The 22,257-nt window shown below is 64.0% G+C and carries 24 protein-coding genes; 8 read left to right on the plus strand and 16 right to left on the minus strand.

All coding sequences use genetic code 11. The features are described 5' to 3' along the window. Positions 1–195: 195 nt before the first annotated feature. Both msrB and LAN70_03545 read right to left on the minus strand, forming a co-directional pair. Positions 196–609, minus strand: a complete 414-nt coding sequence (gene msrB, locus LAN70_03540; protein MBZ5510220.1) for a peptide-methionine (R)-S-oxide reductase MsrB — start codon at positions 607–609, stop codon at positions 196–198. Between the two features lie 10 nt (positions 610–619). Next, complete coding sequence (locus LAN70_03545; GenBank protein MBZ5510221.1) at positions 620–1,837, minus strand: multicopper oxidase domain-containing protein; 1,218 nt, start codon at positions 1,835–1,837, stop codon at positions 620–622. A gap of 161 nt (positions 1,838–1,998) precedes the next feature. On the opposite strand from LAN70_03545, the gene LAN70_03550 reads away from it, so the two are divergent. From LAN70_03550 to LAN70_03560, 3 genes are all read left to right on the plus strand, one after another. Further along, positions 1,999–2,544, plus strand: coding sequence for a hypothetical protein (locus tag LAN70_03550; GenBank protein ID MBZ5510222.1), 546 nt, complete (start codon positions 1,999–2,001; stop codon positions 2,542–2,544). 95 nt (positions 2,545–2,639) lie between these two features. Continuing rightward, positions 2,640–2,843, plus strand: coding sequence for a hypothetical protein (locus LAN70_03555; GenBank protein ID MBZ5510223.1), 204 nt, complete (start codon positions 2,640–2,642; stop codon positions 2,841–2,843). Then, positions 2,844–3,119: an OsmC family protein gene (locus tag LAN70_03560; GenBank protein MBZ5510224.1), complete on the plus strand. Its 276-nt coding sequence runs from the start codon at positions 2,844–2,846 to the stop codon at positions 3,117–3,119. Positions 3,120–3,156: 37 nt separating this feature from the next. Here LAN70_03560 and LAN70_03565 read toward each other — a convergent pair whose 3' ends face one another. The 12 genes from LAN70_03565 to LAN70_03620 form a co-directional block, all read right to left on the minus strand. After that, a complete protein-coding gene (locus LAN70_03565; GenBank protein ID MBZ5510225.1) occupies positions 3,157–4,599 on the minus strand; it encodes an APC family permease in 1,443 nt (480 codons plus the stop codon). Continuing rightward, the gene (locus LAN70_03570) at positions 4,589–7,300 is read right to left on the minus strand and encodes a PIG-L family deacetylase (GenBank protein ID MBZ5510226.1); all 2,712 of its coding nucleotides are present in this window, start codon (positions 7,298–7,300) and stop codon (positions 4,589–4,591) included. The genes LAN70_03565 and LAN70_03570 overlap by 11 nt, the downstream gene beginning before the upstream one ends. Positions 7,301–7,399: 99 nt before the next feature. Then, a complete protein-coding gene (locus tag LAN70_03575) occupies positions 7,400–8,074 on the minus strand; it encodes a 1-(5-phosphoribosyl)-5-[(5-phosphoribosylamino)methylideneamino] imidazole-4-carboxamide isomerase (GenBank protein ID MBZ5510227.1) in 675 nt (224 codons plus the stop codon). Further along, positions 8,068–8,832, minus strand: a complete 765-nt coding sequence (hisF, locus tag LAN70_03580) for an imidazole glycerol phosphate synthase subunit HisF (protein ID MBZ5510228.1) — start codon at positions 8,830–8,832, stop codon at positions 8,068–8,070. Before hisF ends, LAN70_03575 begins: the two co-directional genes overlap by 7 nt. Beyond that, positions 8,826–9,416 (minus strand): imidazole glycerol phosphate synthase subunit HisH, encoded by a 591-nt coding sequence (gene hisH, locus LAN70_03585; protein ID MBZ5510229.1) that lies wholly within the window; start codon positions 9,414–9,416, stop codon positions 8,826–8,828. The genes hisF and hisH overlap by 7 nt, the downstream gene beginning before the upstream one ends. Further along, complete coding sequence (hisB, locus tag LAN70_03590; protein ID MBZ5510230.1) at positions 9,413–10,000, minus strand: imidazoleglycerol-phosphate dehydratase HisB; 588 nt, start codon at positions 9,998–10,000, stop codon at positions 9,413–9,415. Before hisB ends, hisH begins: the two co-directional genes overlap by 4 nt. Continuing rightward, positions 9,997–11,073 carry a histidinol-phosphate transaminase gene (hisC, locus tag LAN70_03595; protein ID MBZ5510231.1) on the minus strand — a complete coding sequence of 359 codons (1,077 nt, stop codon included), beginning with the start codon at positions 11,071–11,073 and terminating at the stop codon, positions 9,997–9,999. Before hisC ends, hisB begins: the two co-directional genes overlap by 4 nt. After that, positions 11,066–12,313 (minus strand): histidinol dehydrogenase, encoded by a 1,248-nt coding sequence (gene hisD, locus LAN70_03600; GenBank protein ID MBZ5510232.1) that lies wholly within the window; start codon positions 12,311–12,313, stop codon positions 11,066–11,068. The genes hisC and hisD overlap by 8 nt, the downstream gene beginning before the upstream one ends. Then, the gene (gene hisG, locus LAN70_03605; protein ID MBZ5510233.1) at positions 12,313–13,182 is read right to left on the minus strand and encodes an ATP phosphoribosyltransferase; all 870 of its coding nucleotides are present in this window, start codon (positions 13,180–13,182) and stop codon (positions 12,313–12,315) included. The genes hisD and hisG overlap by 1 nt, the downstream gene beginning before the upstream one ends. Next, positions 13,179–13,523, minus strand: coding sequence for a phosphoribosyl-AMP cyclohydrolase (hisI, locus tag LAN70_03610; GenBank protein MBZ5510234.1), 345 nt, complete (start codon positions 13,521–13,523; stop codon positions 13,179–13,181). Before hisI ends, hisG begins: the two co-directional genes overlap by 4 nt. A 239-nt stretch (positions 13,524–13,762) precedes the next feature. Beyond that, positions 13,763–15,091, minus strand: coding sequence for a zf-HC2 domain-containing protein (locus LAN70_03615; protein MBZ5510235.1), 1,329 nt, complete (start codon positions 15,089–15,091; stop codon positions 13,763–13,765). Positions 15,092–15,103: 12 nt separating this feature from the next. Beyond that, entirely contained in the window at positions 15,104–15,958 is an 855-nt protein-coding gene (locus tag LAN70_03620; GenBank protein ID MBZ5510236.1) for a sigma-70 family RNA polymerase sigma factor, read from the minus strand. Positions 15,959–16,173: 215 nt separating this feature from the next. On the opposite strand from LAN70_03620, the gene LAN70_03625 reads away from it, so the two are divergent. Next, positions 16,174–17,232 carry a hypothetical protein gene (locus LAN70_03625; GenBank protein MBZ5510237.1) on the plus strand — a complete coding sequence of 353 codons (1,059 nt, stop codon included), beginning with the start codon at positions 16,174–16,176 and terminating at the stop codon, positions 17,230–17,232. A 197-nt stretch (positions 17,233–17,429) separates the two neighbouring features. Continuing rightward, positions 17,430–17,756, plus strand: a complete 327-nt coding sequence (locus tag LAN70_03630; protein MBZ5510238.1) for a 4a-hydroxytetrahydrobiopterin dehydratase — start codon at positions 17,430–17,432, stop codon at positions 17,754–17,756. A 24-nt stretch (positions 17,757–17,780) separates the two neighbouring features. On the opposite strand, the gene LAN70_03635 is transcribed toward LAN70_03630, so the two are convergent. Continuing rightward, entirely contained in the window at positions 17,781–18,386 is a 606-nt protein-coding gene (locus LAN70_03635) for an LON peptidase substrate-binding domain-containing protein (protein MBZ5510239.1), read from the minus strand. A gap of 93 nt (positions 18,387–18,479) precedes the next feature. Between LAN70_03635 and LAN70_03640 the strand changes: the two genes are divergently transcribed. From LAN70_03640 to LAN70_03650, 3 genes are all read left to right on the plus strand, one after another. Next, positions 18,480–19,868: a radical SAM protein gene (locus tag LAN70_03640; protein MBZ5510240.1), complete on the plus strand. Its 1,389-nt coding sequence runs from the start codon at positions 18,480–18,482 to the stop codon at positions 19,866–19,868. Positions 19,869–20,057: 189 nt separating this feature from the next. Beyond that, complete coding sequence (msrP, locus tag LAN70_03645; GenBank protein ID MBZ5510241.1) at positions 20,058–20,999, plus strand: protein-methionine-sulfoxide reductase catalytic subunit MsrP; 942 nt, start codon at positions 20,058–20,060, stop codon at positions 20,997–20,999. Between the two features lie 159 nt (positions 21,000–21,158). Continuing rightward, the gene (locus tag LAN70_03650) at positions 21,159–21,710 is read left to right on the plus strand and encodes a sulfoxide reductase heme-binding subunit YedZ (protein MBZ5510242.1); all 552 of its coding nucleotides are present in this window, start codon (positions 21,159–21,161) and stop codon (positions 21,708–21,710) included. Positions 21,711–21,741: 31 nt separating this feature from the next. On the opposite strand, the gene LAN70_03655 is transcribed toward LAN70_03650, so the two are convergent. Beyond that, complete coding sequence (locus tag LAN70_03655) at positions 21,742–22,233, minus strand: hypothetical protein (GenBank protein MBZ5510243.1); 492 nt, start codon at positions 22,231–22,233, stop codon at positions 21,742–21,744. Positions 22,234–22,257: the final 24 nt, after the last annotated feature.

The following is a 22,257-nucleotide window of genomic DNA, read 5'->3' on the forward strand; positions in this document are numbered from 1 at the left end:
GCGGCGGCTGGGGTGGTTTTTTTTTATCGCACGCATCGAAAATTTGCGTTCACGGTGAGAGCGGCGCGCCCGCGAAGCGCCGCTGTTCGAGCACGCTGCGGCTGAAAGCAGGCCGGAGCTGTGACTGGATAAGTCCCTCGCTGCGCTCGGGATTTCGGCAGCGGGCTCCCGCTTCGCTCACGCCCGCTAAGCGCCTCAACTTATCTTCTTTTCCGGCGGGGGTATGAACTTCAGGGCGGCGGAGTTGATGCAGTGACGCATGCCGGTAGGCGCCGGCCCGTCCGGAAAAACATGACCCAGGTGGGCCTCGCAGCGGGCACAGCGCACTTCGGTCCGCGCCATGCCAAAACTGCGGTCGGTCACCGTCCCAATGCTCTCTTCCTTCACCGGCGCGTAGAAGCTCGGCCATCCCGTGCCCGAGTCGAACTTGGTCTCGGAGCTGTAGAGCGGCTCGCCGCAGCAGACGCAGGCGTACACCCCCGGGTCCTTGCGGTTCCAGTACTCGCCGGTAAAAGCCCGCTCGGTGCCATGTTCGCGGGTCACGTGGTACTGCTCGGGCGAAAGCTGCTTGCGCCATTCCGCGTCGGGTTTCTCTAGTTTGTCGGCCATGCTGCGGACCTCACGGCAATACCTGGTAATGCGTGGTCATGCCGCCGGTCATGTGGTCGGAGACGTGACAGTGAAACATCCAAATGCCGGGATTATCCGGCACCATGTCGGCGGTGACGAACGTAGCCGGCGATAGCGGCAGGATGTCGGTGCGCTGCCCGTTCACCGTGACCACGTTCCCGTGCCAGTGCGGCGTGTGGAAGTTGAAGCCATCACCCATCGCGAGCAGGTACCAGCGCACGTGTTCGCCGACTTTCATGGTCATCATCGGCCCGTTGCCGTACAAATACCCGTTGATCGTGAACTTGTGATTCACCAAGGCAAAGCCCTTGCCCAGCACCAGGTGCGCGTTGCCATCGGGGTCGGCGGGAACAAGCTCCAGCTTTTCGACTGACTTGGGATCGCCGGCGTACGTATCTATGTTGTGTTGCTCGTACTGCGACTGGTTCTCGTCAATGATCATGAATAGCACAGCAAACTCGCGGTCCACGTCCTTGGGGCTGCCGTCGGCGCGCGCCATGCCCTTGCGCGTAATCACTAACGCACCTATCAGCCCGGCATTCACGTCCTTGGGCTCGTAGTTGTGCGAGTGATACAACCACACGATCGAGCTGGGATCATTCGGGCCCGGACCGGCGCGCTCCGGCACCTCCCAGGTGTAGGTGTGGGTCTCGTGAGGCGGCACCAGACCGCTCTGCTGCATGGTCAACCCCGGATACGGCGCCCCCTCCGAGTCTTTCTTGTAGGACACGCCATGCGGGTGCATGCCGTAGGGGTTCGACGTGTTATTGCGGAAGAGAATTTTGATCGTGTCGCCAACCTCGGCGCGGATCAGCGGCCCCATCAGGCCCAGGTGTTCCCACTCCGGAGGACGTTTCTTCAGGGTTGCGAACGTGCCGTCGGTGTACTCGCGATACACGGCTTTGAGGTAGACCTTGCCGATGCGATTCTTGCCTTGTTCGACAAAGATCTTTCCGTAGGCGTCAAACTTTCCGCCGTCGTTCATGTGGTCTTGGTTGCTGGGCGCATAGTCCCACTCCACCTCGTCGGCGGCGATGTAGTAGGTGCGGACCTTGCCCGCTGCGGCGCGGTGCACGGTGCTCATCTTCTTGACTGGTACTGCCTTTGCAGGTTTCGGTGGGTCTTGCGCCGAGGCACTGAGAGCGGCGGCCCAGAGCAGCAGGCCACACCAGAGCAGCCACACGCGCGCGCGGGGATTCCTTGCCATTTTGCCATCCTCCTGACAAATGTGCGGGTGGTGAATTCTGCTCCGGGAAGCTCCCGGAAGGCAAGCAAGCTTTTCGGCCCAAGGCGGCGAGCCGGCGCTCATTTTTTGTGAGTTCCTCTGCGGGCATTTAGGTTCATAATGACGGCCCCGGAGGTAGAACCATGGCCACTGCCCTGTTCATCCTGGCGCTGCTGCTGCAGGCCCCGCCGGCGGCGCCCGGTCCGGTAACGATCTTGGCCGAATTGAAAAAGGAAATCACGTCCCGCCGCTCCCACGCCGGCCAGGATGTACGGCTGGTCGTGACTGAGGACATCCTCGCCGCCGACGGCTCGGTGTTGATTCCGTCCGGCGCCAAGCTTTCCGGCAAGATTGCCGTCGCACACAAGCGTAGCGGCAACGAGCCGGCGGCGCTCGGCTTCGTCGTGGACAAGGCTGAGTGGAAGGACGTCAGCATTCCCCTGAACGCCACCCTCGAGCGATTACAGGCGCTGGGCAGCACCGATTCGTCCGCCTGCGGGCCCAACCTCAACCGCGGCGGCCTATCCGCGTGCGGAGGCTCGTCAACCAATTTCGTGCCCGTGCCTTCGGATTGCAGCGTGGAGAAGGTGGACGACCCTGGGCAGATGGCGGTCGTCTGCAAGAAGCGCGAGGTCGAGTTGGGACGGGGCTCCATCTTTATGCTCAAGAACAGCCCGCCGAAGACATAATCGGCCGGTCCGCTCGCGTGCTGTGAGGCCCAACGCCGCACCGATGGCGTGTGCGGCCGAGTCACAGCGCGCGTTGATACGTTGCGAGGTGAACCATGGGCGAAGTGGTCTATGTATCGAATGTGAAGATTGAGCGGAAGTCGGGGCCCTTGCGCGTGGCGGAACTCCCGGGCGAATCGCAGCCGGTCAGCTTCAGCGTGCACGGCGCCATTGCCAAGCACTATGGACTCGACCCCGCCCGGCTGAAGGAATCGCATGCCGCGACCATCGACTACGTGGTCGCCGGGCTGGGCGGTTGAATGCTCGGCACATTTGCCGGTGCGCTGGATGCGCGCCAAATCGATGCCAAGCATGGCCGCCTGATTGCCGAAGTCAGGGGCGAAATCGAGGAGTCCGATGACAAAGTGCTGGTCATCCGCCGCGTGCACGTGCGCTTCCTGCTCAAGGCCGCCGAGGACGTGCGTGACACCGTGGAGCGCGTGCACTCGGTTTACAAAGACAAGTGCCCGGTGTACCGCAGCCTGCGTCCGGCATTCGAGATCACATCCGCTTACGAACTTGTGGCCGAAGCCTGAAATTAGGAAGTAGGCGTTGGGCGTTGGGCGTTGGGCTTTAGGTCCCCTGCTTGCCAAAGGGCCATTCCTTCCGCCGCAGCGAGCGCACCATGTACACCACGATACCGGCGATCAAGAGAACCACCGCGTACCGGATTTCCTTCAGGAAATTTTTTCTTTCCACCAGCACAAACAGGAATCCCATCGTCGCCAGCAGCGCGGGCACCGGATAGAGCCACATGCGGAACGGCCGCGGCAGGTCGGGACGCCGCACGCGCAGCACGATTACGCCCACGGTCTGGAACAAGAACTGGATCATGATGCGGATGACCACCAGGGCGGCAATGATGTCGGCCAACCGCAGAAAGCAGGCGGCAATCGCAACCGCCCCCAGCGCCAGCATCGAAATGTGGGGAAATTTTCCCTTGGGATGCAGGCGCGCGAACGCCCGGAAGTAGTTGCCGTCGAGCGCCGCCGCGTAAGGAACACGCGAGTAGCCAAGCAGCAGCGAAAACACCGACGCGAACGCCGTCCACATGATCAGCACCGTCACCAACCGCGCCGCCCACGGGCCGTAAATCCTCTCCATGAACGTGGACGCCACGTAGAAGCGCGTTCCCGAATGTGCCGCCGACTGCAATTCCTGCCAGGGCAGCACGCCCACAATGCTGATGTTCATCACCACGTAAAGGCAGGCGACCAGGGCGATGGAAAGCAGAAGCGCGCGCGGAATCGTGCGCCCCGGGTCCTTCACTTCCCCGCCGAGAAAGCAAATGTTGTAGTAGCCCCAATAGTCGTAGGTCGCGACCAGCATGGCGGAGCCGAGTCCCAGGAAAAATTCCGGCGACAGGTGGAACGCACCCGCCGGGAAGCTGAAGGCGCGCGCGGCGTCGAAGTGGGTCAGACCGGCGAAGATGATCCAAAGAACGGTGCCGATGACGCCAACCCAAAGCAGGCGCGAGATCCACCCGACAACGGTGATTTTGCGGTACAGCAACAGGACGGCGGCGATGACGCCGGCGATGGCGACCAACGTTCCGGCAGTGACCACCACGCGCGCCTCCAGCGGGCCCAGCAGCGGCAGTACCAGGCGGAAATCGTGGCCGGCAAGCGTGCGCTCCAGCGCCGGCCAGTAATAGCTGCCGTACTGCGCCAGGCCGATGCACCCCGACGCAATGGAGAGCGGCGCGCTGAACGAGAGCTGCCAGATAAACAGGAAGGAGAGCAGCCGCCCGAGACGTTGCGGCCCGTAGATTTCCTTCAGGTAGCGGTACGAACCGCCCGAGCCCGGCAGCGCGGCGCCGAGTTCGGCCCAGACCAGGCCGTCACACATGGCGAAGAAGGCGCCCAGAATCCAGCCCAGCATCGCCTGCGGGCCGCCCATCGCGCTGACGATCAGCGGCATGGTGATGAACGGCCCCACCCCGATCATGTCAATCATGTTCAGGGCCGTGGCGTTGACCAGGCCGACCCCGCGAATCAGCTCGCGGTCATTTTCCATGTCCGCTGGCGTCACCGCCGATGGTGCCGCCGCTCACTTTCTGCTGTGCGGCGCTCGCGCTCAGCAGGTTGACGAACAGTCGCACCGCCCCCGGCACTCCCGCCGGCAGTTGCCGGAAGAACGCGTAACCGGTGTAGATGTACAGTCCCTTGCCGTAGGGCGCGACCAGCAAGCCGCCCTCGCGCGGCGGCTCGCCGGGATCGTGCGAGGCCAGCAGCGGCTTGAATTGCGGGTCCCACGAGCTCATGAAATATAAGCCGCGCTCTTGTACCCACCCGGCGAAGTCGCTCGCCGCAATGGGGTTGGGAGAGTGGAAGATGGGGTTCGCGGTATCGAGAATCTGCACCGGCGCTTCCTCCACCGTCACGCGCTCGTTGCTCAGCGATGCGGGATAGGGCGTGAAGTGGCCGGAGTTAAACACGCCGATGGAGGCGTTGTACTGCACGATCAGCGTTCCCCCGTTGTGGACGTAATCGAGCAGGCGCCGGTTGTACTCGCGAACATCAGTGCGCACGTCGTAGGCGCGGATGCCGAGCACCACAGTGTGGAAGCGGCTGAGATTGCCCGCAGCCAGTTCGGCGGGCGTGATGATCTCGACGCGCACCCCCAGTTGCTGCAGCACGGTCGGGATTTCGTCGCCCGCGCCCATCACGTAGCCGACACGCAGGTCCGCAGGCACCACCACATTGACGGCGCTGATCTTCTGCACCGCTGGGCGGTAATAGTAGAAATCGCCGATGTCGTGCCGGCCGATGATCTCATAGCCTTCCTTGTACTGCTTGCCCTCGTGGTCGAGCACGGCCTGCAGTGTGACCACACCCTCGCGCAACTCGCCCGGCGTGACATCAAAAGCAAAATTCTTAGAGCCGCCCGCGGCCGTGAAATCCGCCGGCTGCGATTGCGGCGTGACGCGCCATCCCACCGGCGCCTGCAAGCGCACCGTGCCGCGCGCCGCGCCATTCACGTCGTTGCGCACGCCGACCGTCACCGAGATCGGACCGCTGCGGTGGGTGGATGTGACCTGCACCGGCGGATCCACTTCGACCGAAAGCGGTGGGCCCACTGCGAGCGGCCGCTGGGACTGGCCGTAGGTCGGATCAACGTACTTCACCAGCACCGGCGCAGCGATCTCGCTCTGTGCGCCGGCGATCTCGTACACCGCCCGCGCGCGCAGCGGCGGCGGCGGCAGCGGCAGGGTTGCGTCTGTGGGATCGTCGATCGTGTAGACCGCCTGCTGCGGGTTTTCGCGGTGCCAGTACGGCCGCGTGTAACGCGCATCACTCGGCACGGTGACGCGAAATTGCGCCCAAGCCTGATCGTTGGAAACCAGCGTGCGCAGGTCGGATTTCAGCTTCGCCGCCTGCCATCCCGCCGGCACCTCCAACTCGATGTCCTTCGCCGTCACCGTCTGCCGGCCTCGATTGTAGAGCCGCGCCGTGACCGTGAACGTCTGCCCCGGCACCGCCATCAGGAACGTCTCTTCCTGCTGCTCTTCCTTCTCTTCATGCCGGAAAAATCCCAGGAACGATTGCTGCCGCTCGGGGTCAACCGAGGCATCCAGTTCCATGCCGAGTGCGAAGTTGACCGCCTCCTGAAATTGATTTCGCTTGGTCCGCAGCTCGGTCAATACGCTGGCCTTGGTAGCGGGCGAAAGTTGCGCCCCGTTGACCTGCGGGATCAGTGTCTCAAGTTGCTGGAGCCCGTTCAGCAGCGGCGGCGCCGAGGTCGACGGATCGTTCACCTTGAACACCGCCACGGCGTCGTCCACCTTCTTAGCGATCGCTGCCAGTGCAGGACGCAGGAATGGCGCCTTCGCTTCCTCACTTCCCAGCCGCGAAGCAAGCCCGGGCAGCGTGGTGTCAACGCCGTCGAAGAAGCTGCTTTCGGTTCCGGTGGCCGCAGGAAGCACCGAATCCACCAGCTTGTAGGTGCGGAAAAGATTGCCCGGCGCATTGTAGAAACCGCCGACTCCCTGCGACATCTGGTGCCTCAATCCCTCGGTGGCAAACTGCGCGTACGACATGCCCAGGAGCGGGTCGTAGGTGCCGACGTTCAACCGCAGGTTCGGGTTGTCTTCCCCGCGCACGTTTCCGATGTACAGCTTCTTCGCCTGCCACGGCCGCAGGCCTTCCCGGATCTGCTCGGGAAACCGGTTGGGATCGGCGGCAGCGCGAAATGCTTCGCGCGACAGAATGCCCGCGGCCTGGTGATTACCGTGGCCGTCGCGCCCGCTGCCGTCAAATCGCGAGACGATTACGTCCGGCCTGAAGGTGCGGATCACGCGCACCACGTCGGCCAGCGCCGTGTCGTGCCCGCCCCATTTCTCGAAAGTCTCTTCCGATGACTTGGAAAAACCGAAATCCGCAACCCGCGTGAAGCGCTGCTCGACACCGTAGAACCGGTCGGCTTCGAGCAGCTCGAGCGTGCGCAGGATGCCGAGTTCGTCCAGCAGCGCGGCGCCGAACTTGTTCTGTCCGCCCTCGCCGCGGTTCAGGGTCAGCATCACCGTCTCGGTGCCCTGGCCGCGCGATTCGTATACCAGCATGCTGCCGTCGTCGTCGTCCGGATGTGCGGTGGTGTGCAGCAGGCGTGCGGTGCTGCGCAGGCGCGCGAACATCTGCGCCAGCGCGTCAGAACCGCGGTCCTGGGGAGGAATTTCTTGCGCAGCCGCCAAGCCGCAGGCGAGCGACAACAACAACACAAGACTAATCAGACTGGACCGCAAGCCGTGGACCATCCTCTCTCCTCGGAACACACGAGTATAAAGAAGATGAGCCCGCGGCTACGAGCGCTTCACAAATCAGGCCTTCATCCGGCCGGTGTAGATGGCCATGCCGACCACGGCATCCACCCGCATCGCGTCCAGCACATCCACTTCTTCCTGCGAACAAATGCCGCCGGCGACGATCAACTGGCGCGAGGTGGCGCGGCGCAATTCGCGTACCACGTCGAGCGGGATGCCCTGCATCAGCCCCTCGGTCTCGATGTGGGTGTACAGAAACCCGCCGCAGTAAGGTTCCACTTCACGCAACATCGTGACCGGTGTCATGGCCGCGAGTTCACGCCACCCGTGCACCGCGACTTTGCCGCCCCGGGAATCGAGCGCCGCGATAACCCGGTCGGCGCCGACGGCTTGCGCCAGTTCCGCGGCGAACGCGGTGTTCACGTCGTTGCCCCGCACCAGGGCCGAGCCGACGATGATCTTTCGCGCCCCGGCAGCCAGGGCCTCCTGCGCTGCTTCCACGCTGCGAATACCTCCGCCGACCTGGCATGGCAGGCGCGACGTGAACCGCGTCAGCAGATCGCGGTTGCTGCCGGTTCCGATTGCCGCGTCCAGGTCGATCAACTGCACCATCGGATAGCCGGCGAAGCGCTCGATCCAGGCATCGAAATCGGAGAACTCCAGCGCCTTCCGCTCTCCCTGGACCAACTGGACGATCTTCCCACCCATCAGGTCAATCGAAGGGATCAGCACGGAAACCTCACCGGGATCGAGGCGGCTTGCAACTCCTGCTTGAGCTGGCGAATGTCGTGGATGCCAAAGTGGAAAATCGAGGCGGCTAAAGCGGCGTCGGCGCGGCCCGCCTGGAACACTTCGACAAAATGCGCCACGCACCCCGCTCCGCCGGAGGCGATCACCGGAATCGACACCGCCGATTCGATGCCAGCCGTGAGTTCGCAATCGAACCCGGCGCGCGTGCCGTCGCGGTCCATGGACGTGAGCAGGATCTCGCCCGCCCCGCGCTGTTCCGCCTCGCGCGCCCAATCCACCGCCGTGCGGTTGACCGGCGTCCGTCCGCCAGAGACATGGACCTGGTGATGGCCGTCACCGTGCGCCTTGGCATCGATGGCGACGACCACGGCTTGCGACCCGAACCGGCCGGCAATTTCCGTGATCAGCTCCGGCCGGCGCACGGCGGCGGAGTTGATGGCGATCTTGTCGGCGCCGGAATCGAACACGGCCGAGGCTTCGTCCAGCGAACCGATACCGCCGCCAACCGTAAAAGGAACGAACAGTTCGCGCGCCGTCCGGCGGACGGTTTCCAGCAGCGTGCCCCGGCGCTGGTGCGTGGCGGTGATGTCGAGCAGAACAATTTCATCCGCGCCCCCGGCGGCATGCGCGGCCGCCAACTCGGCCGGATCGCCGGCATCGCGCAGATCGAGAAACTGCGTGCCCTTCACCACGCGGCCGGCGTCCACGTCGAGGCATGCGATGATTCTCTTGGTCAGCATTGCAGGAAGTTCCCCAGCAGCCGCAGTCCCGCTTCCGCCGATTTCTCCGGGTGGAACTGCACGCCGAAAATATTGTCCTGCTCGACGACCGCTGCAAACTCGCCGCCGTATTCGGTGCAGCCCACGGTGCCCTTGCCGGCTGGCGCGCGATACGAGTGCGTGTAGTAAACGAAGAATTCGGCATCACTGCCCCGCAGCAAGCGTGAATCGGCCGCGCAACGCACCGTATTCCAGCCCACATGCGGCGCCTTCACACCCGCCGGAAAGCGCGCGCATGCGCCCGGAAAAGCTCCGAGACCGCAGACTCCAGGCGCTTCCTCGCTGCCCGCAAACAGCCATTGCATGCCGACGCAGATGCCCAGGAACGGCACGCCGCGGGCAATCGCGTCCTCGATGGCCCGGCGAACTCCCGACTCCGCCAGGACCGACGTGGCCGAAAAATTCCCGACTCCGGGCAACACCAGCCGCGAGGCGCGCGCCACCACCTCCGGATCGCTGGTGATCTCGGTCACACACCCGAGGTAGGCGAACGCTTTCTGCACCGATGCCAGATTGCCGGCCTTGTAATCGATGATGGTTATCACAACAGTCCCTTGGTGCTGGGCAGCATGCGCCGCAGCCGCCGGTCGCGCGAACAGGCCACGCGCAGCGCCCGCGCGAACGCCTTGAATAGCGCCTCGATCTTGTGGTGGCTGGAGCGGCCATACATCACTTTCAGGTGGACATTGGCGCGTGCCCCGCGAGCGAATCCTTCAAAGAAGTCGTGGACCAGCTCCGCTTGCAGGTCGCCGACCAGCCGCGTCCGCACCTTCGTCTCCACCACCGCGTGCGAGCGCCCACCGAAGTCCACGGCAGCCAGCCCCAGCGTCTCGTCCATCGGCATCAGGAAATATCCGGCGCGCAAAATGCCGCGCTTGTCTCCCAGTGCGGTGTTGAAGGCCTCCCCCAGCGCGATCCCTGCGTCCTCAACGGTGTGGTGCTGGTCCACATCGAGGTCACCGACGGCGGTGAGCTCCAGGTCGAAACCGCCGTGCCGCGCGAACAGCTCCAGCATGTGATCGAGAAAGCGGATTCCTGTGGAAACGCGGTAGCGGCCGCCGCCGTCCAGCCGCAGGACCACGCGGATGTCGGTTTCGTTGGTCTTGCGATGCAGCCTCGCTATTCTCATGCCGGTACCTCCGCCGCCCGACTGCCCTGCCGGGCATAGTCGCGCAACGCTGCGATCAGTTCATCGGTGTGCGCATCCGTGCCGACGGTAATGCGCACGCATCCCGCACAGCCCGGATCGTGATGGCGGTCGCGCACGAGAATGCCGCGGCGCCGCATGGCGGAGACGAACTTCTCGTGCGCTGCGCCGAATTGCGCGAGCACGAAGTTGGCCTGGCTCGGCCAGAATGGGATCTCGAGCGCGCGCAGTTCAGCTTCCAGCCGCGCACGTCCCCGGCGGACGCTTTCCACGTACGCGCGCACATACACGTGATCCTCCAGCGCCGCCGGCAAACACGCCAGCGCGACGCCATTCACGTTGTACGGCGACGCAATTCGCCGCACCTCAGCCATCTGCGCCGCCGGCCCGGCCAGCACCCCGATCCGCAACCCTGCCATGCCATACGCCTTAGAAAACGTTCGCGCGACGAACAAATTCTTGCGCCTGCTCACTTCCGAAATCAGGCCCTGACCGTAGAAATCGAAGTACGCTTCATCGACCAGCACGGCGGCATCGGCGGCGCGTTCCACGATCGCGAGCAGATCCTCCGCCTGCGCGACGGCGCCCGTGGGGTTATTGGGATTGGCGATGGCGATCAGGCGCGTGCGCGGCGCAATGTGCGCCAGCACGCCGGCGGCAGGAAAGTTGAACGCTGCGCCTGCGGCCACCGTGGCGACCGTCGCTCCCGTCGCTGACGCGTACACTTCGTACATGCCGAACGTGGGCACGGCAACGATGGCTTCGTCGCCCGCTTGCAAATACGTCTCGCACAGCAGATGAATGGCTTCATCCACGCCGTTGGTCAGCAACACCTCGGCCGGCGGCAGCCCCAGCCAGTCGGCCACGACCTGCTCCACCGGCTCCCGCTCCGGATAACGCGTCAGTTGCTCAGCCGTGATGTTGTGGAGCCGCTCCATGACGCGCGGCGAGCAACCTGCGGTGTTCTCGTTGAAATCCAGGCGCAGGCCGGTGCGTCCGCCGAGCGGCGGATGGTACTGCTTGACGCGAGTAATGGAATCAGCCGGCTTAAGCATGGGCGCACCTCACGCGCACAGATTGCGCGTGCGCGACCAGGCCCTCGGCGGCCGCCAGCCTTTCAATGGCGGATGCGGCGCGCTCCAGTCCGGGCCGCGTCACCTCCTGCACGGTGATGAGCTTTACAAAATCCATGACGCTCAGCCCGCCGCGAAACCGGGCCGAGCCGCCGGTCGGCAGCACATGGTTCGGACCGCAGCCGTAATCCCCGAACGCCTGCGGCGAGTAATCGCCGACGAACACCGAACCGGCGTTGGTGATCGCGGCCACATCCTCGCGTGACACCGTGATGTGCTCGGGAGCGACCTGGTTGGCGATCGCCAGCGCTTCCGCATCCGATGCGGCAACCACAATCAGGCCATTCCGCCGCAACGATTCCTGGGCGGTGCGGTTGCCGCGCGCGGCGCGCCGAGTTTCCTTTTGCACCGCGCGCGCCAGCGTCGCGGATGGCGTAATGAAAATCGGGACCGCCTCCGCATCGTGCTCCGCCTGCGCCACCAGGTCAGCGGCGATGAATTCCGGATTGCCGTCGCCGCTGACGATGACGACTTCCGTCGGACCCGCGAGCATGTCGATGGCGCAATCGAATGCCACCTGCTTTTTCGCCTCGGTCACGAAACGGTTTCCCGGCCCGACAATCTTGCTGACGCGCGGCACGCTCTCGGTTCCGTACGCCAGCGCCGCAATCGCCTGCGCCCCTCCGATGCGAAAGAAATTTTCGACTCCCAGCAGAGCCGCCGCCGCCAAGGTTTCCTGGGCCGGCCGCGGCGATGCGACTACGATGCGCGGCACGCCCGCGACCTGCGCCGGGATCACCGTCATCAACAACGAGGACGGCAGCGGGTACCGCCCGCCCGGGACGTAGCATCCGACCGAATCCACCGGGCGGATCAGTTGCCCGACCGAGACTCCTGGCTGGATTTCGCGCATGAAATTCCGCGGCATCTGCCACCGGCAAAACCGGCGGATGTTGCGCGCCGCTGTCTCCAGAGCCGCGCGAAATTCCGGCGCTACCGAACGCAGCGCCTGCTTCATTTCTTCGCCTGTCACTTGCAGGTCCGCACCGTCGCTCAGACTGTCCCAGCGCTCGGCGTAGCCGCGCACGGCGACGTCACCGCGGCGGCGGACCTCGGTCACAATGCGCTGTACTTTCCTTGCGAGGGACCTATCCGCCGAAAGCGCGCGTCCGGCAAGCCGCTCCACTTGCGCCCTGACACCGCGTCCACGCACCATCCGCATCACACCACCACCTTGTTGAGCGGATACTCGACGATGCCCTGCGCGTTGGCCGCTTTGAGCTTTGGAATCACGTCGCGGACCACCGCTTCTTCGATGATGGTGTTCACCGCAACCCACTCGTCATCGGAGAGCGCGGAAATGGTAGGGCGCTTGAGCGCGGGCAGCACGGCCAGCACGCCGGCAAGATCCGCCTTCTGCACGTTGAGCATCAATCCGACGCGGCCCTGCGCTGCGATGGCGCCGCACAGCATCAGCGCGACGTTCTGGATCTTCTGCCGCTTGGCATCGTCCTGCCAGGCGCGCGTGTTGGCGATGAGCTGCGTATTCGATTCCAGCACCGTGTCCAGGATCCTCAAGCGGTTCGCCCGCAACGAGCTGCCGGTCTCGGTCACCTCGACGATCGCGTCGGCCAGCATCGGCGGCTTCACCTCCGTCGCGCCCCAGGAGAACTCGACCTTCACCGGAATGCCGCGCGCCTCAAAATAGCTGCGCGTCACATTCACCAATTCGGTGGCGATGATGCAGTTCGCCAGGTCCTCCGGGCGCCGGTACGGCGAGTCCTCCGGCGCGGCCAGCACCCAGCGCACTTTCCCGCGGCTCTGCTTGGCGTACACCAGGTCGGCGACGGTCATTACCTCCAGGCCGCTTTCGATCACCCAATCGCGGCCGGTCAGCCCGGCATCCAGCGCGCCATGCTCGACGTACCGCGCCATCTCTTGCGCGCGAATCAGCATGCATTCGATCTCCGGATCGTCGGTGCCGGCGCAATACGAGCGCCCGTTGGCGTAAATCTTGAAGCCGGCGCGGTCGAACAACTGGATGGTTGCCTCCTGCAGGCTGCCTTTGGGAATTCCCAGTTGGATTTTCATCGTGCGCCGCCTTCGCTCGCCAGCGGCAAGGGCCGCGTAAAGCACGACCGCGTGCCTTCGTGGCAGACGTTGCCCTCACCCTCCACCTGCACGCGCACCAGCACCGAGTCCTGGTCACAGTCGGTGGTGAGGGCGGTCACCTTCAGGCGGTTGCCGGAGGTTTCGCCCTTCCTCCACAGCTTGCCGCGGGTGCGGCTGAAAAAGGTCGCGTAACCGGAATCCAGCGTCATCCGCAGCGCCTCCCGGTTCATGAACCCGAGCATCAGGACCTCGCCGCTGGCCTCATCCTGCACGATCGCCGGCGCCAGGCCCTGCATTTTGTCGAAATCAATTTCCACCATGGTCTCCCTCGCAAAAACAAAAAGCCCGCGGGCTCTGTGCCAGCGGGCTTGATCTTCTTAGGATTGCTTACTGCTTAAGCGCAAACCTCCGCTGACACGTTGTCGCCGTGGTGATGGTGATGATGGCGATGGGTCAGCGAGGTCATATTCGTCACAATAATACGTGACATCGCGTGCTTGTCAAATGGAAAACCGCCGCTGCGGGCAGAGTTGCGTGATCGGCGTCACAATTCCTGGGGTCACCGCCTTACCGACCAGGTCAGGCCGGCGTCGCTGGTCATCCACGTCTCACCCGAGACCGTCATCAGCGCCCCGTGCTGCGCGTCGGTGAACTCGACGCGAACGATGTCGGAATCAAGTACCCTGTCGCCGGCTTTCACCGTCACCCGCGCCCATGTCCGGCCATAGTCGGCGGAACGATAGAGCGCGCCACCGCTGCCGCCTGCCCAGATGTCGCGGCCGAGTGAGGAGAAAGAGCGCAAGATTGTAGGTGTCGCGGCCACGCGCACCAACTGCCACGTCCGTCCGGCATCGGTGGAACGTTCGAGAGCCCCTTCCGAGGAGAGCCGCCAGTGCGGCGGAATGCTGATTGCGGCTTTCATCAACGGTCCGCCGGTCACCGTCGCGGTGGAGGGAGCAATGGCGTCCCGAGCCACTCCACTTGGCGCGCCCGCTTTTGTCCGTGCCTCGGCTGCTCGCGGCGCAGCCGAGCCGCTCACGCGGCCGAACTGGACTCGCTCATTGTCCTGTGATTTCGCTTTCTGTACTGCAGCCACATCCGCTTGCTGTACCGCCGCCGCATCCGGGACAACCTCGACCGTTTGGCTTGCGCTCGGCGCCGGTGCAGCCGCCTGCTGCTGCTGCTTCTGCTCCATCGCTACCGCACCGGCAGCCCCCGCACCAGCTACCGTAGAGCCACGTTGCTGCACTCTCGCCGGCTGCGCCGCGGCGTACGATCCCGTCGCCGCCTGCAACTGCACCGGCTCATTGATTTCCGCGAGCTTGTTTGCCAGCGCCGGAGCAGGAGCGGAGTTCGAATTCGCAAACTGGCCGGCAGCTGCATCCTTCTTCTTGTCTGTCCTGCTTTCTGCCTTCGCCCGCATGTCCCGCTCCGCGACGACCTCTTTTCTCGGCGTGCGGTCAGCCAAAACCGGCGCAACCTCATTGGCCACTGCGGGTTTTGCGGGCTCCTTCGCCTGCTCTGGTTTCGCTGCCGGTGCTGCCAGGCTCGGTCGCTGAACCTCCGCCGAGCGCCGCGAACTTTGGATTACTACCGCTGCCGCGACCACCACAACGGCAGCGCCGACTCCGGCCCAGCGCAACATCGGCCAGCGCAACCATCGCGTGCCCGACGGCGCCGCAGCCGGCTGCACAGCGCTAACCTCGGGGATCGCGACCGCCAGCGTTTCGCGACACGTGGCGCATTTTCCCAGGTGCGACAGCACCTGTTCACGCTCGCGCCCGGTCAGCCCGCCCTCGGCAAACGCTGCCAGCAGGTTTGCCTCCGGATGATCTCCGCCCACCGGCTGCACCATCCTCTGCCGCACGAATTTCGGTACGTCCTTCATCTCACTCCAATCCTATTCGTTTCTCCCGGCGCGCTCGTTCCCACCGGAGAACGCCGGCGGAGGCGATTCTTGCGCCAGCCGCGCGCGCACATCCACCCGGACATCGCGGACGTCCGCCTCCAGCGCCTCTTCCGCCTGTCGCTTGCTCATGCCGCGCGCCGTCAACCCGCTGCGGATCCGCTTGCGCAACGCCGCCGTGATTTTCTCCAGCTTTCGGCTGACCGTGGACTCATGCACGCCCAGCATGCGTCCGATCTCGGCCAGCGTCCGACCATCGAGAAAATATGCCGACAACACAAATCTCTCTTCCGCGCTCAACAGCGCCAGCGCCTCATCGGTCGCCGCCTCCACGCGCGCATCGACAGCAACCATCGCAGCCGGCTCCGCCGCCGCGAACTGCACGCCGGCTTCGTCCTTCTCCTCCAGGCTGACCAGGCGGCGCTGCCGGCGATACCGGTTCACGAATTCCTGTGCCAGCACGGTGCGCAGCCATCCTTCCAGGGAACCGCGCCCGGTGTACGACTCCAGCTTCGACACGCGCCGCCCATCGCGCGCCGTCGTGCCATAAAGGTCGGCATAGAGCGAGTCGGCCAGCTCGCGGCCGGTCGCGTCATCCTTGGTGATGGCCAGCGCCGCGTCATACAGCTTCTCGCGAAATTTCGTCAGGAAGTCCTGCCACGCGCGCTCGTCCCCCGCAGCACAGGCTCGCGCCAACGCCAGCTCTTCCACGCGCAGCGTGACCAACAATTCGCGCGTCTCTTCCAGCGCGGCTTCGGCCGGCAGGTACTTGGCGGCGATCGCGTTCAGCACGCGCTCGAATTCCGGCGGCGATATTCCGTAGCGCGCGGCGCCGCTTCGTTCAAACAATTCCGCGACCAGCGGCTCCAGGCCTGCAAGTCGCGCACGCGCCGGGGCGGATTGGGGACTCCCGCTCATCAGAATGGCTGATGGTAGCAAATCATTGCCTGCCGCGTTGTGCGCCCGCGTGCTCATTTTTTCTGCAAGGTCCGCGTACCCTGCCGTTCTTCGTTCGAGCAGGAGCGAAAAGCTCACCAGCTCCGCTCCAGCTAAGGAGAACGGTCATGGCTCGCAAACTTGCGATCTTTATTTTTGCCGTCGTGTCGCTGGCCACCACCTTTGCCGGCGAAGTTCGCTCCGGCTACCGGGTCCTGGCGCCGATCAGCCACGGTAACCTCACCATCTTTCCCGTCGTCGCCTCCTACACGCACGACACCTCGGAATTCCTCACCCTCGACGAAGGCCTCCGCTCCGGCGACGTCATCGTCACCGAAGCCGGCCGCATTCAGCCTCTCGTACGCCGCGGTGGGCGCCCGATTCCCGTCGGCGGTGGCGAAGTCAACCGCCTCGTGCTGGTCAACAACTCGAATCGGCCGCTGCTGTTGCTTGCCGGCGAGATCGTCACCGGCGGCAAGCAGGACCGCGTCATCGGGAAGGACCGCCTCGTGCCCGCGCACAGCGATCCCATCGATCTCAGCGTTTTTTGCGTCGAGCACGGCCGTTGGACCGAGGTGAGCAGCAATTTCAAGGGCATGTCGTCGCAGATGGCACAGCCCAGCGTGCGTCGTAAAGCGATGGCCGACAAGAACCAGCAGGCGGTATGGGATTCAGTACGTTCCGCACAGGAAACAGTCGCCGTGACCGGCGGAGCGCCAGTTGCTGCCGGGATCGCCGGTACCACCTCCTACGCCCGCGTGATGGACAATTCCGAGGTTAAGCGGCAAGTGGACGAGATCGCCGCGCCGGTGCAGCGCGATTACCAGGGGCTGATCCGCGAGCTGCGCGCGCGCAACGCGGTGGGCGTGGTGGCGGCGGTGAATGGACGCATCATCTGGGCCGACGTCTTCGCCAGCACTCACCTGCTGGAGAAATATTGGCCCAAGCTGGTGCGCTCCTACGCCGCCGAAGCGTACATCGTGCGCACCGCGTCATTCGCCAATCCCGACACGCGCGCCGCGCAGGACTTTCTCGATAACCTCGAAGGCCGCCGGCAGGTGTCGGAAGTCGAGCCCGGCGTCTTTCGCCAGACGGAAATAACCGGCGACGGCTTCAAGGTCTTCGAACTGACCTCGCTGCTGCCGAAAACCGGCTTTGACCTGCACCTCGCCAAGGCCGCGGAATAATCGAGCCAGCGCGTTGTTATGGTGACACCCTGGCGTTCGAAATCGTTCTCGGTTGTCGGTTCCCGGTTATCGGTGCCCGTCGCAAACGATTGCGAAAGGCTCGAACCGCAAACCGCCAACCGAAAACCGAAAACCGAGAACGGTTTTGCAACCTTTCGCTCGCCCGACCCTCTAAACCGGATGTCAGGAGGAGAGCCATGTCGGAACTCGCGAGCCTTACCTGCGTGCCCTGCCGCGGCGGCGTCCCCGCACTGAAGGGAAAAAATCTGGAAGCGATCAAGCGCAAGCTGCCCGGTTGGGAGGTGGTCAACGAGCACCACCTTCACAAGGCATTCACCTTTCCCGATTTCGTGCAAGCGCTCGCCTTGGTGAACCGCATCGGCGACCTCGCCGAGCAGCAAGGCCATCATCCCGACATCCTGCTCAAATGGGGCAAGGTCGAGATCACCATCTGGACGCACAAGATTGACGGCCTGACGGAGAGCGATTTCATCCTGGCCGCCAAGATCGACCAGCTGGTCTAGAAACTGGCAACTGGAAACTGTTATTCACACATGCCCGTTGCCCCCGGACTTCCGCCGCGCTTTCACCGCGCGACGCAGGCTGGGCAGGATGGTTTCGTAGTACTCCAGCACCGCCTCGACGCGCTTCGCTTCCGAGCGCATCGCCAGCAGCGTCTGCTTGAAATCCAGATCGAACGGCATGGCGCCTGCGATCATGAACGAAAGTTCTTTTGCGTCCGCCGGCGGCGCTTCGGCTGTCGCTCCCAGCAGGGTGAGGGCCTCAGCGTGAATCTCGATGAGCCGGGCATTCTTGTCCTGGGCCGGCGGCTCCGGCTCATCCACGAAGTACAGCACTTCCCCGCGATAGAAATTCCGCTCGGTGTTGATGTCCATCACCTCGAAGCGATCGCGCCCTTCGGTGACGATGTCCATGCGCCCGTCCTCATACTGCTTGGTGACGGCGACAATGTCCGCCGTGCAGCCCACACTGGCCACGCCCTGCTCGGTGGCGCGCACCACCCCGAACTTCTCTTTCGACTGCAGCAGCTCGCCGATCATTTCCTTGTAGCGCGGCTCGAAAATATGCAGCGGCATCGCCACGTTGGGGAACAACACCAGGTCGAGCGGGAACAATGGGAGCAGGCGGCTCACCGCTGCATTGTATCGAATCGCCCCACTGCCAGGCGGGTCGCTCCGGCCCAAAACGCGCGTTGCGTTACCATGGACACAGGCGTAGGGGTTCGCATGTCAGGCGTCAAAGTTCTCCTCATCTCGACCTACGAACTCGGCCGCCAGCCCTTCGGCCTCGCCTCCCCGGCCGCCTGGCTGCGCGCCGAAGGCGGCGAGGTCTTCTGCCTCGACCTCTCGCAACAGGACCTCAATGAGGAGCACGTCCGCGCTGCCGACCTGATCGCCTTCTATCTCCCGATGCACACCGCGACCCGCATCGCGCTCAGCGCGATCAGGAAAGTGCGCGCCTTCAACCCGTCAGCGCAGCTCTGCGCTTACGGCCTCTACGCGCCGCTCAATGCCGCGCACCTGCGCGCGGCGGGGGTCGGCGCGATTTTCGGCGGCGAATTTGAGCCCGGCCTCGCGGCTGCCGCGCGCGCCATCGCCGGCAATGGCCGCCGGCTGCCGCCGCAGGCGCAACCCGACGTCTCGCTCGATCGCCTGCAATTCCGCGTTCCCGACCGCACCGGCTTGCCCCCGCTCCAGGATTACGCCCGGCTGGTCATGCCCAACGGCGCCCTCCGCACTGTCGGCTACACCGAGGCGAGCCGCGGCTGCAAGCACCTGTGCCGCCACTGCCCCATCGTGCCCGTGTACGAAGGCAAATTTCGTATCGTGCAACGAGATATCGTTCTCGAGGACATCCGCCAGCAGATCGCCTCCGGCGCCGAACACATCACCTTCGGCGATCCCGACTTCTTCAACGGCGTCACCCACGGGCTGGAACTGGTGCGCGCGCTGCATCGTGAATTTCCGCGCGTTACCTACGACGTGACCATCAAGGTGGAGCACCTGCTCAAGCACGCCGAACATCTTCCCGTGTTGCGCGACACCGGCTGCGGCTTCGTGACCACCGCCGTCGAGTCGCTCGACGACCACGCGCTCGCCCTCCTCGACAAAGGGCACACGCGCGCCGACTTCGTCCGGCTCGTCTCGCTGTTCCGCGACATCGGCCTTGCCCTCGCCCCGACGTTTGTTGCCTTCACACCGTGGATCACGCTCGAGGGCTACAGCGATCTGCTCGTGACCATCGCGGACCTCGGCCTGGTTGAGAACGTCAGCCCGGTGCAACTCGCCATCCGCCTGCTGATTCCCGCCGGTTCGCGCTTGCTGGAACTGCCCGAGGTTCGCGGCATGGTGGGTCCATTCGACGCGGTCGCGCTCAGCTACCGCTGGGACCATCCTGATCCGCGGGTTGACGCGCTGCAGCGCGAGATCGAACGCCGCGTGCAGGCGCTCACTGCCGCCGGTCACGGCCGCCGCAGCATCTTCGAAAGCGTTCGCCACATGGTTGGAGCGCACTCGGCCTCGAGCGCGAACAGCGAGGCGTCGCGGCTTCCGAATCTCCCTCCCATCGCGTCACGCGCCACTGTGCCCTATCTCACCGAACCCTGGTACTGTTGAGCCGAGCCCACGACGGGGCAGTTGGCCCCGTTCTGAGCGTTCCGGAGCCATAGGGGTCGAGTTTTCAATCGACAATCGACAATCGGAAATGGTTGTGCTTTCGTACGAATCCGCTGCCTGTAACTTCCCTCTCCGCACTTCATCTCATAGCGTGAAGGTGCTAGGATTTATGAAAGGTGTGGGGCAGTCATGCTGATCAAGAAGGCGGAAGAGATCCGCTCCTCGGAAATCACCGGTCAGAAACTCTACCTCGATCGCCGCAAGTTCCTGGCAGGCGCTGCAACGCTGGCCGGCGCGGCTGCGATCGGGGCGGCCTTCCCTCTGCGCGCCGAAGCGGGTGAAAAGCTTCCCGGCGTCGTCAAGGGCCAGTTCAGCACCGACGAGAAGCAGACTCCCTACAAGGACATCACCAACTACAACAACTTCTACGAATTCTCCACCGATAAGTACGAGCCCGCGGGACTGGCCAAGAATTTCCGTACGCGCCCGTGGACGGTGAAGGTCGAAGGCATGGTGCAGAAGCCCAGGACCTTCGATATTGATTCCTTGCTCAAGCTGGCCACGCTGGAAGACCGCGTCTATCGCCATCGTTGCGTTGAAGGCTGGTCCATGGTGATTCCCTGGGTTGGCTATTCCTTCAGCAAGCTGGTCAGCCAGGTGCAGCCGCTGGGCAGCGCCAAGTACGTCGAGTTCACCACGCTCGACGATCCCGCACAAATGCCGGGCGTACGCCGCAGCGTGCTCGACTGGCCCTACACCGAAGGCCTGCGGCTCGACGAAGCCAATCACCCGCTGGCGCTGCTCACCTTCGGCCTCTACGGCGAGGTGCTGCCCAACCAAGACGGCGCGCCGGTGCGCATCGTGCTGCCGTGGAAGTACGGATTCAAGAGCTGCAAGTCCATCGTGCGCATCCGCTTCACCGACAAGCAGCCCGCGACCGCGTGGAACAAGGCCGCGTCCAACGAGTACGGCTTCTACTCGAATGTGAATCCGAACGTGGACCATCCGCGCTGGAGCCAGGCGAAAGAGCGCCGCATCGGCGAGTTCTTCAAGCGCTCGACGCTGATGTTCAACGGCTACGACCAGGTTGCATCGCTGTACGCGGGAATGGATCTAAAGAAGTATTACTGAAACGTTCCGCGTTTCGAAGTTTCACGTTTCACGTTGTCGTGCGTGGCGTGAAACGTGAAACGTGAAACCTGAAAAGTGAAACTGAAACTCTTCAAAGCCGCTGTATTCCTCGCCGCCCTTATCCCGCTGGCGCGCCTGGCGTGGAAAGGCTACCAGCAGATGCTGGGCGCCAATCCCATCGAGGTCATTACCCACTCGACCGGCGACTGGACCTTGATCTTCCTGATGCTGACGCTCAGCATCACGCCGCTGCGCAAGCTCACCGGCCAGCACTGGCTCATCCGCTTCCGCCGCATGCTCGGCCTGTTCGCCTTCTTCTACGCCGCGCTACACTTCACCACCTACATCTTCCTGGACAAATTTTTCGACGTGCACGAGATGGTGAAGGACATCGGCAAGCGGAAGTTCATCACCATCGGCTTCACTGCCTTCGTGTTGCTGATCCCGCTGGCTGCAACCTCCACCGCCGGCATGATCCGACGCCTGGGCAAGCGCTGGCAGATGCTGCACCGCCTGATCTATGTCAGCGCCATCGCCGGCGTGATCCACTACTGGTGGCTGGTGAAAGCCGACGTCCGCAAGCCGCAGTACTATGCCATCGCGCTGATCCTGCTGCTCGGCTACCGCCTGCTGGCCGCGCACCGGAAGAAGACCGCCACGCCCATGCGCGTTCCTGCACCCCCGCGCACCCAGACTGCAACCGGCGATTAACCGATTGCAACGTCAGTCTTGAGGATTGCCCTCACTCCGCCTTGACCTTGGGCGCGTCGCCCGTCTGGTGGTCCGCGATCTGGAATTTCAGAAACTCGTGGATGGCCGCAACCGCCGCCGCATCCTTGCTGCTGATGCGCAATCTGCCGCCGCGCTCGATCTCTTCGCACTTGTAGGTGATCGAGGATTTCAGCGTCTGCATCTGCGGCGTGCCCGGAAGAACGCGATCATGGGTCATTTCAGACAAGCTGAAATCGCCGGCGGCAAACCTCTTCGCCTGCTCCTGCAAGTGCATGCGGATGTGGTCGCGGTCCATAGCGTCATCGGCCGAGTTCGCCTGCACCTGGATGTAGCCGCCATCGGGCAGCAGCGTGAAATGGTGCGTGGTGGCGGTTTGCGAGAAGCCCATCGCCTTTTCGCCGCGGGCATTCACGGCGTCGTGATGGTGCATGTGTTCGCTTTCCTGGGCGAACGCGAGCAACGAGAAGACAACAATCGAAAGGGTCAGTTGTGAGAGTCGCATCACGCAATAAGATTGGCTGGTGAA

This window comes from Terriglobia bacterium (assembly GCA_020072845.1).
In the GTDB taxonomy this organism is placed as follows: domain Bacteria; phylum Acidobacteriota; class Terriglobia; order Terriglobales; family Acidobacteriaceae; genus JAIQGF01.

Bases quoted from the DNA above. Each gene is read 5' to 3' on its own strand.
- msrB (MBZ5510220.1), bottom strand. From the start codon at position 609: ATGGCCGACAAACTAGAGAAACCCGACGCGGAATGGCGCAAGCAGCTT.
- LAN70_03545 (MBZ5510221.1), bottom strand. From the start codon at position 1,837: ATGGCAAGGAATCCCCGCGCGCGCGTGTGGCTGCTCTGGTGTGGCCTG.
- LAN70_03550 (MBZ5510222.1), top strand. From the start codon at position 1,999: ATGGCCACTGCCCTGTTCATCCTGGCGCTGCTGCTGCAGGCCCCGCCG.
- LAN70_03555 (MBZ5510223.1), top strand. From the start codon at position 2,640: ATGGGCGAAGTGGTCTATGTATCGAATGTGAAGATTGAGCGGAAGTCG.
- LAN70_03560 (MBZ5510224.1), top strand. From the start codon at position 2,844: ATGCTCGGCACATTTGCCGGTGCGCTGGATGCGCGCCAAATCGATGCC.
- LAN70_03565 (MBZ5510225.1), bottom strand. From the start codon at position 4,599: ATGGAAAATGACCGCGAGCTGATTCGCGGGGTCGGCCTGGTCAACGCC.
- hisF (MBZ5510228.1), bottom strand. From the start codon at position 8,832: ATGCTGACCAAGAGAATCATCGCATGCCTCGACGTGGACGCCGGCCGC.
- hisB (MBZ5510230.1), bottom strand. From the start codon at position 10,000: ATGAGAATAGCGAGGCTGCATCGCAAGACCAACGAAACCGACATCCGC.
- hisC (MBZ5510231.1), bottom strand. From the start codon at position 11,073: ATGCTTAAGCCGGCTGATTCCATTACTCGCGTCAAGCAGTACCATCCG.
- hisD (MBZ5510232.1), bottom strand. From the start codon at position 12,313: ATGCGGATGGTGCGTGGACGCGGTGTCAGGGCGCAAGTGGAGCGGCTT.
- hisG (MBZ5510233.1), bottom strand. From the start codon at position 13,182: ATGAAAATCCAACTGGGAATTCCCAAAGGCAGCCTGCAGGAGGCAACC.
- hisI (MBZ5510234.1), bottom strand. From the start codon at position 13,523: ATGGTGGAAATTGATTTCGACAAAATGCAGGGCCTGGCGCCGGCGATC.
- LAN70_03615 (MBZ5510235.1), bottom strand. From the start codon at position 15,091: ATGAAGGACGTACCGAAATTCGTGCGGCAGAGGATGGTGCAGCCGGTG.
- LAN70_03625 (MBZ5510237.1), top strand. From the start codon at position 16,174: ATGGCTCGCAAACTTGCGATCTTTATTTTTGCCGTCGTGTCGCTGGCC.
- LAN70_03630 (MBZ5510238.1), top strand. From the start codon at position 17,430: ATGTCGGAACTCGCGAGCCTTACCTGCGTGCCCTGCCGCGGCGGCGTC.
- LAN70_03640 (MBZ5510240.1), top strand. From the start codon at position 18,480: ATGTCAGGCGTCAAAGTTCTCCTCATCTCGACCTACGAACTCGGCCGC.
- msrP (MBZ5510241.1), top strand. From the start codon at position 20,058: ATGCTGATCAAGAAGGCGGAAGAGATCCGCTCCTCGGAAATCACCGGT.
- LAN70_03650 (MBZ5510242.1), top strand. From the start codon at position 21,159: ATGCTGGGCGCCAATCCCATCGAGGTCATTACCCACTCGACCGGCGAC.
- LAN70_03655 (MBZ5510243.1), bottom strand. From the start codon at position 22,233: ATGCGACTCTCACAACTGACCCTTTCGATTGTTGTCTTCTCGTTGCTC.